The sequence below is a fragment of the Stenotrophomonas sp. ZAC14D1_NAIMI4_1 genome, assembly GCF_003086775.1.
Classification (GTDB): domain Bacteria; phylum Pseudomonadota; class Gammaproteobacteria; order Xanthomonadales; family Xanthomonadaceae; genus Stenotrophomonas.
Map to the genome: position 1 here is coordinate 4,062,676 of NZ_CP026001.1, position 12,022 is coordinate 4,074,697.

Consider the following 12,022-nt stretch of genomic DNA (forward strand, 5'->3'; position numbering starts at 1 on the left):
ACGATGTCCGCTTCATGTCGCCAGCGCGTCAGCCAGCGGCTGCCAGGCCTGGCGCAGGCGCGGCAGGGACCACGCGGCATTGGCCGGGCTGGTGGACGGCAGCGCGAGCAGGGCCGGCGCTGCCGCCAGATCCGGCACAACCCAGCGCTGCAGCGCCTGCCAGGCCGCGCCGCCATTGCAGGCGACCAGGCGCAGACGCGGCAGGCCGGCTATCAACGCGGGCAGCGCATTGGGCACTTCCGATCCGCGCACGATGTCCGCATCCAGGCTGCCGCGCCGCTGGCACTGGCCGATCACATCCCACAGGCCGACACCGGCGTCGGCCAGCGCGCGCAGCCGCGCCTCGTAGGCAAGCGCCGGATCGAACCCGCACAGATCACCCAGCAACGGCCAGAAGCGGTTGCGCGGATGCGCGTAGTACTGCTGTTCCTGCAGCGACGCGACACCGGGCATCGAGCCGAGCACGAGCACGCGGCAATCGGCCTCCACACGCGCAGGCAGGCCGATGCACAACGCTTCGCTGCTCACGTTTCCTCCAACTGCATGAATGATCGCATCTGCCTAAAACCCCTATAAAACAGCGGTTTCGCGCTGCCCGCTGAACAGTTGGAACCAAATTTTAACGCGCGTCGGATTCGATTCATGTTGGGGCGACTACGGTGACATCGCCCCGCAACCGGGGGCCCAAAAAAAGAAACGACAGGAGATTCCCCCATGCGTTCCATCCGTATCCTGAGCCTCGCCCTTCTGACCTCCGCTGCCTTCGCACCTGCTGCATTCGCGCAGGACAGCAGCGCCACCGACACCGCCTCGGGCAAGCATTTTGCCGTGGTTGGCGGCGTGTCGCTGCTGCAGCCGAAGAATGACCCGATCGACGGCATCAAGAAGGTCGACGGCGGCCCGGCGCCGACCGTCAGCTTCAGCTACTACGTCAACGACAACTGGGCCGTTGAGCTGTGGGGCGCTGCCGACAAGTTCGACCACCGCGTCAAGGGTCCGGGCAATGCCCGCCTGGGCAGCGTCGAACAGCAGCCGGTCGCGCTGAGCGGCCAGTACCACTTCGGCCAGGCTGACAACGTTTTCCGTCCGTTCGTGGGCGTGGGTTACTTCCAGTCGGCCTTCAGCAATGAAAACTTCGCCGGTGGCGATGACATCCGCCTGAAGGATGCCAAGGGTGCCATCGGCACGGTGGGCGTGGACATGAACATCAACTCCACCTGGTTCGCCCGCGCCGATGCCCGCTACATGCACTCGCGCCCGGACCTGAAGGTTGCCGGCCAGAAGGTTGGCGAAGCCAAGCTTGACCCGTGGACCGTGGGCTTCGGCATCGGCGCACGCTTCTAAGCGGTTGCCTGCCCCACTGTGTTGAAACGACGGGCCCTGCGGGGCCCGTTGTTGTTTCCGCCACCGCGGATTCGGCTGGTAGAGTCGACTGCTAGTCGACTGCCGTTGAGGAGCAGTCGACTAGCAGTCGACTCTACCGGTCGATTTCACCGAGGGATGGGGGGCACCATGCACGAAATCGACCTGCTGGTGATCGGCGGTGGCATCAACGGCACCGGTATCGCCCGCGATGCCAGCGGCCGCGGCCTGCGCGTGCTGCTGTGCGAACAGCATGACCTGGCCGCGCACACCTCCAGTGCCAGCAGCAAGCTGGTCCATGGCGGCCTGCGCTACCTGGAACAACGCGAGTTCGGCCTGGTGCGCAAGGCGCTGGGCGAGCGCGAGACGGTGCGCCGGCAGGCGCCTTACCTGGTCCATCCGCTGCGCTTCGTGCTGCCGTGGGAACCGCACCTGCGACCGCGCTGGATGCTGCGCGCGGGCCTGTGGCTGTACGACCATCTGGGCCGGCGCAGCCCGGCTTTCCCCGCCTCGCGCTCGCTGCAGCTGCCCGGCGATGCACTCGGCAGCTGGCTGGCCCCACACCTGCAGCAGGCCTTCAGCTATGCCGACGCACAGGTGGACGATGCGCGGCTGGTGGTGCTCAACGCGCTGGATGCCGCCGGCCGGGGCGCACGCATCCTCACCGGTACGCGCTGCACGGATCTGCAGCAGACACCCACGCACTGGCGGGCGACGCTGGAAGACCGCGACGGCCAGGCCCACACCGTGCAGGCCCGCGCCGTGGCCAACGCGGCCGGGCCGTGGGCCGGTGGCCTGCTGCAGCGCATGCTGCCGGGCGACGGCTCGCCCGCGCTGCGCCTGGTGCAGGGCAGCCATATCGTCCTGCGCCGGCCCTGGCCCACGCACAGTGCCTGCCTGCTGCAGCAGCCGGATGGGCGCGTGGTGTTCCTGCTGCCATTCGCGCACGACCACCTGCTGGTAGGCACTACTGATACCGACTACCGCGGCGACCCGGCACGCTGCAGCGTCCTGCCTTCGGAAGTGGAGTACCTGTGCGCGGCCGCCAACCGCTACCTGCGCGAGCCGATCCGCGCCGCCGACGTGGTCTGGCAGTTTGCCGGCGTGCGCCCGCTGCTGGCCGCCACCGATCCGCAGGCGGCGAAGCTGAGCCGCGACTATCGGCTGCAGTTGCAGGGCGGCGGCGCACCGGCCGTGCACGTGCTGGGCGGCAAGCTGACCACCTACCGCGTGCTGGCCGAAGAAGCCCTGGATCTGCTGCGTGCGCATCTACCCGGTATGGGCCCGGCATGGACGGCACGCGGCGATGCCCTGCCCGGCAGTGACTGGGGCGATGCTGATGCGGCGTGGGCGCAGCTGCAGCGGCTCGCCCCCTGGCTGCCCGCACCTCTTGCCCGGCGCTGGGCCGAAGCCTATGGCAGCCGCAGCGCGGCGTTGATCGATGGCGCGAGCACGCTGGCCGACCTGGGGGAAGACTTCGGCAGTGGCCTGCACGCGCGCGAGGTGGCGTGGCTGCAGCAGCACGAATGGGCACGGACCGCCGAGGACGTGCTGTGGCGACGCAGCAAGCTGGGCCTGCGCCTGGATGCAGCGCAGGTGGCACGCCTGCAGGCGTGGATGCAGGATCGGTAGCGCCGGACCGTGCCCGGCGGATCGTGGCCGATGCATTACGATTTCCCCACCACCACCGGAGACGCCCCATGACGCCCCGCTACGTGCTGGCCATCGACCAGGGCACCACCAGTTCGCGCGCGATCCTGTTCGACCGTGGCGGCAACATCGTCGGCAGCGCGCAGCGTGAATTCAGCCAGGTTTTCCCGCAGCCGGGCTGGGTGGAACACGATCCGCGCGAGATCCTCACCAGCGTCTACGCAACCATGACCGAACTGCTCAGCCGCGAGCAGATCGACCCGCGGCAGATCGCCGCGCTGGGCATCACCAACCAGCGCGAAACCACCGTGGTGTGGGACCGCGCCACTGGCCAGCCGATCCACAATGCCATCGTCTGGCAGTCACGGCAGAGCCAGGCCATCTGCGAACGGCTGCGCGCCGATGGCCATGAAGCCCTGATCCGCGAGCGCACCGGCCTGCTGATCGATGCCTACTTCTCGGCCACCAAGGTGCGCTGGATCCTCGACCACGTGGACGGTGCGCAGCAGCGCGCCGAACGTGGCGAACTGCTGTTCGGCACCATCGACAGCTGGCTGGTCTGGAACCTGAGCGGCGGCCAGGCCCACGTGACCGACTACAGCAACGCCGCGCGTACCCTGCTGTTCAACATCCACACCCTGCAATGGGACGACGACCTGCTGGCGTTGCTGGACATCCCGCGCGCGATGCTGCCCAGCGTGCGCGATTCCAGCGCGGTGTACGCGCATACGCGGCCCCAGTTCTTCTTCGACCACCCGATCCCGATCGCCGGCATCGCCGGTGACCAGCAGGCGGCGCTGTTCGGCCAGGCCTGTTTCCAGCCGGGCATGGTCAAGAACACCTACGGCACCGGCTGTTTCATGCTGATGCACACCGGCACGCAGGCGGTGCGCTCGCGCAATGGCCTGCTGACCACCATCGCCTGGGGCATCGGCGGGCGCGTGGAATATGCGCTGGAAGGGTCGATCTTCATTGCTGGATCGGTGGTGCAGTGGCTGCGCGACGGGCTGCACATGATCGACCACGCCAGCGACAGCCAGGCATTGGCAGCGAAGGTGGACGACAGCGGCGGGGTCTATCTCGTGCCGGCCTTCGTCGGCCTGGGCGCGCCGTACTGGCGCAGCGATGTGCGCGGCGCGATGTTCGGCCTGACCCGGGGCACCAGCAAGGCGCACTTCGTGCGCGCTGCGCTGGAGGCGATGGCCTACCAGACGCGTGACGTGCTCGATGCGATGCAGTCCGATGCGGGCATTGCCCTGAGCGAACTTCGCGCCGATGGCGGTGCGATCGGCAACGATTTCCTGGCCGGGTTCCAGGCCGACATCCTCGGCGTACCGCTGCTGCGGCCACGGCTGACCGAAACCACCGCGCTGGGGGCAGCCTATCTGGCCGGCCTGGCGGTGGGGTTCTGGGAAAGCCGCGAGCAGATTGCCGCGCAGTGGGGCCTGGACCAGCGCTTCGAGCCGAAGATGGACCCGGCGCGACGCGAGAGGCTGTATGCCGGGTGGCAGCAGGCCGTGGCCGCCACCCTCGCCTTCCACGTCGATTGAAGGTAGTGCCGGCCGCTGGCCGGCAACCCCATGCCGGCCAGCGGCCGGCACTACCGCAGGGTCAGAACGCCGGCAGCACCGCGCCCTTGTACTTGGTTTCGATGAAGGCCTTCACCTGCGGGCTGGTCAGTGCCTTGGCCAGCTTCTGCACGCGGGCGTCGTCCTTGTTGTCCGGGCGCGCGACCAGGAAGTTCACGTACGGCGAGTCCTTGCTCTCGATCGCCAGCGCGTCCTGGGTCGGGTTCAGGCCCGCATCCAGCGCGTAGTTGGTGTTGATCAGGGCCAGGTCGACCTGGTCCAGCACGCGCGGCAGCATCGCCGAATCCAGCTCGCGGAACTTCAGCTTCTTCGGGTTGGCGATGATGTCGCGCTGGGTCGACAGGGCGTTGCTCGGGTCCTTCAGCTCGATCACGCCGGCCTTGTGCAGCAGGATCAGCGCGCGGCTGTTGTTGCTCGGGTCGTTGGGAATGACCACGTCGGCGCCTTCGCGCAGGTCGGCCAGCGACTTCACCTTGCGCGAGTACGCACCGAAGGGTTCGATGTGCACGCCGATCACCTTGGTCAGGTCGGTCTTGCGGTCGCGGTTGTAGGCATCCAGGTACGGCTCGGTCTGGAAGTAGTTGGCGTCCACCTGCTTCTGCACGAGCTGGTCGTTGGGCTGCACGTAGTCGTTGAACACGCGCACGTCCAGGTCCACGCCTTCCTCCTTGAGGATCGGCTTGACCACCTCCAGGATCTCCGCGTGCGGCACGGCGGTGGCGGCCACCACCAGCTTCTGCGAAGGCTCGCCGGACTTGCCGCAGGCGGTCAGGGCCAGCGCAGCGGCGAACAGGGGCAGCAACAGGGTCTTCTTCATGGGGGCAACGGGTCTCTCGGGGGGAGGATCAGGAGTTTTCGTAGTTGGACAGGGCCAGGTCCAGCAGCGCCTTGGCCTGCTCGCGCAGCATCACCGGCTCGACGATCTCGGCATCGGAACCGTAATGCAGCACGTCCATCAGCAGCTCGCGCGAGACGCTGTAGGGCACCTTCAGCTCGTAGCGGCCATCGGGCAGGAAACGGCCCTGCTGCTTGGAATGCCAGTGTTCGTCGGCCACCCAGCGCGCGGCCTTGGCGCTGAACAGGATGGTTGCCCAGCCCTTGGGCTGGCCGGAGAAGATGCCGTAGCTGGCGCCCAGCTGTTCGTCCAGCTCGGATTCGGCCACGTCGCGGGCACCGCTGTCGACCACCCGCGCCTTGTGCACGCGATCCACGGCAAAGCTGCGCAGGGCTTCGCGGTCGTGGTCCCAGGCATCCAGGTACCAGTTGTCGCGGTAGTGGGTCAGACGCTGCGGCGAGACGGTGCGCCGGGTCGACTCGTCGGTGGAGCGGGCGCGGTACTCGAACGCCAACTGCTTGCGCTCCAGCACGGCCGAGGCAACGGTGCGGAAGCTGCCTTCATCGAACTTGCGGCCGCGGTGCGGGATCACCCGCACCCGGTCCACCGGCCAGTTGGAGACACCGGCCTGGGCCGCCAGCAGGCTTTCGATGCGCTGCTGCAGCGGGGCCAGCACCGACGACAGCACGCCGCCGCCGGTGCGCGCCAGCAGGTGCTGCGAGGCCAGCAGGGCGTGCAGCTCCTCCGAGCTGAGCCACAGCCCGGGCAGCTCGAAGCGATCGCTCTCGTCAGCCATGTAGCGGAAGCCGGCCTCGCCGTCGCCCTCGATCGGGGCCATCAGCGCGTCGCGCAGGAAGGCCAGATCACGGTAGACGGTGGCACGGGAACAACCGAGCTTGTCCTGCAGGGTCGCCACCGTCACCGGATAGCGCGCGGACTTGAGCAGACGATGCAGGGCGGTGATGCGTTCGTATCGGTCCATGCCCCTGATTATGTCCGAGTCGCGGGCGTTGTGTGGGGGCTTTGGGCTATCGTGGGCGCCCCCCGCCCCATGGAGCGCCCGATGCGCCGCCTGCCTGCCCTGCCCCTGCTGGCCTGCCTGCTGCTGGCCGCCTGTGATCGCGCCCCCGCTCCGGCGGCCGCCGACGCCCCGGTACCGGCCGCCGAGCCGGCGCACGCGGTGCTGGCCGCCAGCGAGCGCCTGGCCGGCCTGCGCAGCTTCCACGCCGAACTGGACCTGCAGGGCGCGGCGCAGCCGGTGCGCAGCGCCATGGACTTCGTCGCGCCCGACCGCTTCCGGGTGCAGACCCCGGCCGGCCAGCAGACGATCATCGGTGACACCATGTTCCTGCAGGCCGGCAGCGCCATCCAGCAGGTACCGACCCCGCCAGGCCTGATGGAGCAGTGGCGCAGCCCGCTGCCCAAGGATGCGCCCGCGGCCGAGCTGCGGGCCGAGGATCTGGGCCGGCAGTCGCTGGACGGGGTGGATACCCGCCACTACCGCCTGCTGGGCGAGGCCGGCGAGCGGCTGGAATACTGGGTGGACGACCAGGGGCTGCCGCGGCAGATCGTGCGCAGCGGCAGCAACCAGGGCCGCCCCTACCAGCTGCGCCTGCGCTACTCGCGCTTCAACGACCCGGCCCTGCGCATCGAGCGCCCCTGAATGGGCGATGGCGATAACGCCTGCTGAAGCGCTGCTTCCGACCGGTTCTGGCGGCCATGGCGCATCCAGTATCATCACGGGTTGTTAACCGCTTCGGAGAAGCCTTGATGTCCCTGCGCGTGACCCTGCTTGTGCCCCTCCTGCTGTGCGCGCCGCTGGCGTATGCCCAGGATGCCTCCGAACTGGCGGCGATGACTTCGCCGTGGAGCGGCAGCGGTGGCGAACTGGGCTTTGCCGCAGCCAGCGGCAACAGCAGCACCGAGAGCTTCAACGGCGCCCTGCGCCTGCGCTACACCGATGGCGACTGGGTGCACACCATGGACCTGTTCGGCCTGCGCTCCAGCTCCAAGGTGACCGAGACCAACGACGACGGCAGCACCTCCCGTCGCGACAACACCACGGCCAACCGCTATACCGGCGCCGCCGGCAGCGCGCTGCAGCTGGGCGAACACCGCCAGCTGTTCGCCAAGGTGCGTACCGAGCGCGATGACTTCGCCACCTATGATCGCCGCAGCTCGTTCGGCCTGGGCTACGGTACCCGCCTGGTCAATACCGAGCGCCTCTCCTTCGACGCCCTGCTGGGCCCGGGTGTCAGCCGCACCCACAGCACCGAGGACGACCGCACCCGCACCGGCCTGATCGGCCAGGGCCAGTTCGAGCTGAAGTTCGCCATCACCGGCAACACCGACCTGGTCAACAACCTGCTGGTCGAATCGGGCTCGTACAACACCTTCGGCCAGAACGATTTCGGCGTGTCGGTGAGCATGAACGAACACCTGGCCCTGAAGGCCGGCTGGCAGGCCCGTTACAACAGCGACGTGGCCGACGACAAGCGCCGGACCGATACGCTGACCACGATGAACGTGGTCTACAAGTTCAAATGAGAAACGGGCGCCCAGGGCGCCCGTCTTCTTTTGGTAGTGCCGGCCGCTGGCCGGCATCATCCAGTTGCCGGCCAGCGGCCGGCACTACCACAGCGGTTCAGACGTTCAGCAGCTCGCCCGCACCGCCGTGCAGCAGCATCCTGGCCACCTGCTGGCCCAGCGTTTCCGGATCGCTGGCCGGACCCACGGCTTCGGCGCGCACCGCGCGGCCATCGCTGGCACTGCCGACCATGCCCTGCAGGTGCAGATCCTGGCCCTGCCACTGTGCGATGGCCGCCACCGGCACATGGCAGCTGCCATGCAGCGCGCGGTTCATCGCCCGCTCCGCTTCCACGCAGGCACGGGTATCAGCGTCGTCCAGGCGGGCGAACAATTCCATCAGCCGCGCGTTGCCACCATCACACTCCACCGCTACCGCGCCCTGCGCCGGCGCCGGCAGCCACTGCGGCGGCTGCAGGCGGGCCACGATGCGGTCGCCCAGGCCCAGCCGTTCCAGCCCGGCCACGGCCAGCACGATGGCGTCGTAGCCACCGTTGTCGAGCTTGGCCAGGCGCGTGTTGACGTTGCCGCGCAGGTCCAGCAGCTGCAGGTCCGGGCGCAGCGCGCGCAGCTGCGCCTGCCGACGCAGCGAGGACGTACCCACGCGCGCGCCGATCGGCAGCGCATCCAGCGAGGCATACAGGTTGGAGATGAAGCCATCGGCCGGGTCGTGGCGGGTCAGCATGGCCGGCAGCGCGAACGGCGCATCCAGTTCCATCGGCACATCCTTCAGCGAATGCACCGCGCAGTCGGCATCGCCGCGCAGCATGGCCAGCTCCAGCTCCTTCAGGAACAGGCCCTTGCCGCCGATGGCGGCCAGCGAGCGGTCGAGCACTTCATCGCCGCGGGTGCTCATCGGCACCAGTTCCACGTGCAGGCCGGGGTAGGCCTGGCGCAGGCGGTCGGCGACGTGTTCGCTCTGCCAGAGGGCGAGCGGGCTCTTGCGGGTGGCGATGCGGACGGTTTCCATCCGGGCATTATCGCGCCTATCGGCGGGATACGGCCAACGGCGGAGCCCCTCGTGGCTGGTGCTATCAAAGCAGAAGCCGTGCTTGGCCGGGGCGGTGGGGTCAGGCGGGGACGCCGTGAACCCATCCATGGGGGCTTGGCCGCGGCATCCATGCCGCGGACACCCCGCCTGACCCCACCGCCCCGGCCCCTGACAGTTTCCGTGCGCGCCAGCCACGGAAGATCAAAAGAAAAATCAAAAGCCGATTGCTTCCGGGGTCAGATCCCTTTTCCGCAGGAAAAGGGATCTGACCCCTCTTCCCCCTCCGATAACAACAATGCCTTTGCCGTCCGACGCAGGGAAAACGAGAGGGTTGGGCCGGGGTGGGGTGGCGGGACCGTTGGCGCCATGGATGGCGCCATCGAGCCCCCATGGATGGGTTTACGGCGTGTCCCGCCACCCCACCCCGGCCCGACCCAGCACGTAAAAACAACGAGCCAACCAACCCGCCGTTGCTGTTGCTCCAGACGTTGCTCGTAAGCAGTCGCGGCCGCAGGCCGCGCGGAAACTCACAGATGCCGCAGTTCCTGCTTCAGCGTCGCCACGCACCGGCGGCTCACTTCCAGCGGCTGCTTGCCATGCCGCAGCACCGCCTGCACCTGCCCGCCCACGCCACGCCGCAGCTCCACCAGTTCATGGCGCGCCACCAGGCAGTTGCGGTGGATCCGCACGAAGCGGCTGGCGAACTCCTCTTCCAGCGACTTCAGCGATTCTTCAATCAGGTCTTCGCCGCGTGCGTGGTGCACCACCACGTACTTTTCTTCGGCCTGCAGGTAGTGGATGTCGTCCAGCGGAATCAGGCGCAGGCTGCCACGCAGGCGGGCGCACAGCATGCTGCGGGCCTGGCCGCCGCTGTGCTCGGGCTGGCCATCGCGGCCGGCCAGGAACGTGCGCGCACGGGCAATGGCCGCCGCCAGGCGTTCGGCGCGCACCGGCTTCATCAGGTAATCGATCGCTGCCGCCTCGAACGCCGACAGCGCGTGCGCGTCGTAGGCGGTGCAGAACACCACCGCCGGCCGTGGTTCGAAGCTGGCCAGGTGACGCGCGGCTTCCAGGCCGTCCAGGCCAGGCATGGCGATATCCAGCAGGACCAGGTCCGGCTGCAGTTCCGCGCACGCATGCAGGGCCTGTTCGCCGTTGCCGGCCTCGGCCACCACGTCGATGCCCTCCTGCGCTGCCAACAGGATGCGCAGGCGCTCGCGGGCCAGCGGTTCGTCATCGGCGATGACTACCCTCACGCTCATTCCCTCACTGGATCGGCACTGTCACCTGACAGGCATAGTAGCCTTCGCTCCAGCCGGCCGTCATCCGCGCGGCACGGCCGAAGCGCCACGCCAGCCGATGGCCGATGCTGTGCTGGGCGTGGCCGGCACCGCGTGCCAGGGCCAGCCCCGGGGCCTGCGGATCTGGTGCCGGATTGCGAACTGTGATCTGCAGCTCATTGTTCGTGCAGGCCAGCAGCAGTTCGATGGTGCCGCCTTCGGGCAACCGCGAAATACCATGCAGCACCGCGTTTTCCACCAGCGGTTGCAGCACCAGGCGCGGCAGTGGCAGGTCCCACGGCAGGGGTTCCTCGCGCTGCCAGCGCACCTGCAGGCGTTCGCCCAGGCGCAGCGATTCAATCGACAGGTAACGCTCGGCCAGCTCGCATTCGTCGCGCAGGGTCGAATCACCCTCGCCGGCGCCCAGCGCTGCACGGAACAGATCGGACAGATCCAGCACCGCACGCTCGGCCACGGCCGGGTCGCGGTGCAGCAGGCTGGCGATCAGGTTCATGCTGTTGAACAGGAAATGCGGGCGGATGCGCGCCTGCAGGGCGTCGGCCTGCGCGCGTGCGTTGGCCTGCACCTGCGCGGCCCAGCGGTCACTGACATAGAAGTAGCGCAGCGCCAGTGCCGTGATCAGGGCGGTGGTTGCAGCACTGCCCAGGGTGAAACGCCAGAAGCTGATGCCACGGGTGAAGTTGTCACCCAGCACCGCGTACAGGGCGTGGACGACGCCGGCGCAGGCCACCGCGATGAACGCCGACAAGCCGATGGCCAGCACCGCGCCAAGCACCTCGGGCAGGGTCGACAGTGCCCGCCGCAGCAGGCACAGGCAGGCGCTGACCGCCAGCGCAAGCCACAACGCGAAACCGCTGGCCGAGGCCAGCTCGCCCAGCGTCCAGTGGCGGCTGCCATCGGGCGCCAGGGCCAGCACCACCACCACCAGTTCGGCCAGGCCCAGCATCGCCAGCATGCGCGGCAGGCGGCACAGTTCCGGCATCCACGGGGCGCTGGCGCTGGCAGCCATGGCTCAGGCCACGCCCAGCCGTTCCTGCAGCCAGTCGCCCAGCGCCTGGATTTCCTCGGCGCAGACCTGGTGCGCCATCGGGTAGCGCTGCCACTGCAGCGACAGGCCCAGCGTGCGCAGCACCTGCGCGCTGTGCTCGGCCACCGCCAGCGGGATCACCGGGTCGCCACTGCCATGGGCCATGAACACCGGCACGTCGACCGCGCCGTCGACGCGGCGGGCGGCTTCTGCATCGGGCAGGTAGGTGGACAGGGCGATCAGGCCCGCCAGCGGCGCGGTACGTTCCAGCGCAGTACTGAGGATGACCGCCCCGCCCTGCGAGAAGCCGGCCAGGAAGATATGGTCGGCGGCGATGCCGCGTTCGATCTCGCGCGCGATCAGCGCATCCAGCTGGGCCACCGATTCGCGCACGCCGGCCATGTCGGCACGCGAGCGGAAATCCATGCCGACGATGTCGTACCAGCCTCGCATCGGCACGCCGTTGTTGATCGTGATCGGCCGCACCGGTGCATGTGGAAACACGAAGCGCAGCGCCGGCCAGTGCGGGCGCACCAGCTCGGGCACGATCGGCGCGAAATCATGGCCATCGGCCCCCAGGCCATGCAGCCAGATCACCGACCATTGCGGCGAGGCGCCGGTTTCCTGTTCCACCGTTTGCAGCATGATGCGGCTCCTTCAAGTTCGAGCCGCATTATGCCG

General features: G+C 68.6%; 12 protein-coding genes. 5 read left to right on the forward strand and 7 right to left on the reverse strand.

Annotation, left to right across the window (positions count from 1 at the left end):
- Positions 1-12: 12 nt before the first annotated feature.
- The gene (locus C1927_RS18540) at positions 13-528 is read right to left on the reverse strand and encodes a DNA-deoxyinosine glycosylase (RefSeq protein WP_108747436.1); all 516 of its coding nucleotides are present in this window, start codon (positions 526-528) and stop codon (positions 13-15) included.
- 186 nt (positions 529-714) lie between these two features.
- Here C1927_RS18540 and C1927_RS18545 point away from each other — a divergent pair, with 186 nt between their 5' ends.
- From C1927_RS18545 to glpK, 3 genes are all read left to right on the forward strand, one after another.
- Entirely contained in the window at positions 715-1,344 is a 630-nt protein-coding gene (locus C1927_RS18545; protein ID WP_079223573.1) for an OmpW family outer membrane protein, read from the forward strand.
- A gap of 168 nt (positions 1,345-1,512) precedes the next feature.
- A complete protein-coding gene (gene glpD / locus C1927_RS18550; protein ID WP_108747883.1) occupies positions 1,513-2,994 on the forward strand; it encodes a glycerol-3-phosphate dehydrogenase in 1,482 nt (493 codons plus the stop codon).
- Positions 2,995-3,062: 68 nt separating this feature from the next.
- A complete protein-coding gene (gene glpK, locus C1927_RS18555) occupies positions 3,063-4,562 on the forward strand; it encodes a glycerol kinase GlpK (protein WP_079223575.1) in 1,500 nt (499 codons plus the stop codon).
- Between the two features lie 61 nt (positions 4,563-4,623).
- Here the strand turns inward: glpK and C1927_RS18560 are convergent, their stop codons facing one another.
- Together C1927_RS18560 and C1927_RS18565 are read right to left on the reverse strand one after the other, a co-directional pair.
- Positions 4,624-5,418: a MetQ/NlpA family ABC transporter substrate-binding protein gene (locus C1927_RS18560; protein ID WP_079223577.1), complete on the reverse strand. Its 795-nt coding sequence runs from the start codon at positions 5,416-5,418 to the stop codon at positions 4,624-4,626.
- 28 nt (positions 5,419-5,446) lie between these two features.
- The gene (locus C1927_RS18565) at positions 5,447-6,418 is read right to left on the reverse strand and encodes a YafY family protein (RefSeq protein ID WP_108747437.1); all 972 of its coding nucleotides are present in this window, start codon (positions 6,416-6,418) and stop codon (positions 5,447-5,449) included.
- Between the two features lie 81 nt (positions 6,419-6,499).
- On the opposite strand from C1927_RS18565, the gene C1927_RS18570 reads away from it, so the two are divergent.
- Entirely contained in the window at positions 6,500-7,099 is a 600-nt protein-coding gene (locus C1927_RS18570; protein WP_108747438.1) for a hypothetical protein, read from the forward strand.
- 107 nt (positions 7,100-7,206) lie between these two features.
- Positions 7,207-7,983 (forward strand): DUF481 domain-containing protein, encoded by a 777-nt coding sequence (locus C1927_RS18575; protein ID WP_079223582.1) that lies wholly within the window; start codon positions 7,207-7,209, stop codon positions 7,981-7,983.
- Positions 7,984-8,080: 97 nt separating this feature from the next.
- On the opposite strand, the gene hemC is transcribed toward C1927_RS18575, so the two are convergent.
- The 4 genes from hemC to C1927_RS18595 all read right to left on the reverse strand — a co-directional run bounded on the left by hemC (position 8,081) and on the right by C1927_RS18595 (position 11,986).
- Positions 8,081-8,992 (reverse strand): hydroxymethylbilane synthase, encoded by a 912-nt coding sequence (gene hemC, locus C1927_RS18580; RefSeq protein ID WP_108747439.1) that lies wholly within the window; start codon positions 8,990-8,992, stop codon positions 8,081-8,083.
- Between the two features lie 548 nt (positions 8,993-9,540).
- A complete protein-coding gene (locus C1927_RS18585) occupies positions 9,541-10,275 on the reverse strand; it encodes a LytTR family DNA-binding domain-containing protein (RefSeq protein ID WP_174208700.1) in 735 nt (244 codons plus the stop codon).
- A 4-nt stretch (positions 10,276-10,279) separates the two neighbouring features.
- Entirely contained in the window at positions 10,280-11,323 is a 1,044-nt protein-coding gene (locus C1927_RS18590) for a sensor histidine kinase (protein WP_174208701.1), read from the reverse strand.
- Between the two features lie 3 nt (positions 11,324-11,326).
- Positions 11,327-11,986 carry an alpha/beta hydrolase gene (locus C1927_RS18595; RefSeq protein WP_108747441.1) on the reverse strand — a complete coding sequence of 220 codons (660 nt, stop codon included), beginning with the start codon at positions 11,984-11,986 and terminating at the stop codon, positions 11,327-11,329.
- Between the last annotated feature and the right edge of the window lie 36 nt (positions 11,987-12,022).

Coding starts and splice junctions, on each gene's coding strand:
- C1927_RS18545 (WP_079223573.1), top strand. CDS start 715: ATGCGTTCCATCCGTATCCTGAGCCTCGCCCTTCTGACCTCCGCTGCC.
- glpD (WP_108747883.1), top strand. CDS start 1,513: ATGCACGAAATCGACCTGCTGGTGATCGGCGGTGGCATCAACGGCACC.
- glpK (WP_079223575.1), top strand. CDS start 3,063: ATGACGCCCCGCTACGTGCTGGCCATCGACCAGGGCACCACCAGTTCG.
- C1927_RS18560 (WP_079223577.1), bottom strand. CDS start 5,418: ATGAAGAAGACCCTGTTGCTGCCCCTGTTCGCCGCTGCGCTGGCCCTG.
- C1927_RS18565 (WP_108747437.1), bottom strand. CDS start 6,418: ATGGACCGATACGAACGCATCACCGCCCTGCATCGTCTGCTCAAGTCC.
- C1927_RS18570 (WP_108747438.1), top strand. CDS start 6,500: ATGCGCCGCCTGCCTGCCCTGCCCCTGCTGGCCTGCCTGCTGCTGGCC.
- C1927_RS18575 (WP_079223582.1), top strand. CDS start 7,207: ATGTCCCTGCGCGTGACCCTGCTTGTGCCCCTCCTGCTGTGCGCGCCG.
- hemC (WP_108747439.1), bottom strand. CDS start 8,992: ATGGAAACCGTCCGCATCGCCACCCGCAAGAGCCCGCTCGCCCTCTGG.
- C1927_RS18585 (WP_174208700.1), bottom strand. CDS start 10,275: ATGAGCGTGAGGGTAGTCATCGCCGATGACGAACCGCTGGCCCGCGAG.
- C1927_RS18590 (WP_174208701.1), bottom strand. CDS start 11,323: ATGGCTGCCAGCGCCAGCGCCCCGTGGATGCCGGAACTGTGCCGCCTG.
- C1927_RS18595 (WP_108747441.1), bottom strand. CDS start 11,986: ATGCTGCAAACGGTGGAACAGGAAACCGGCGCCTCGCCGCAATGGTCG.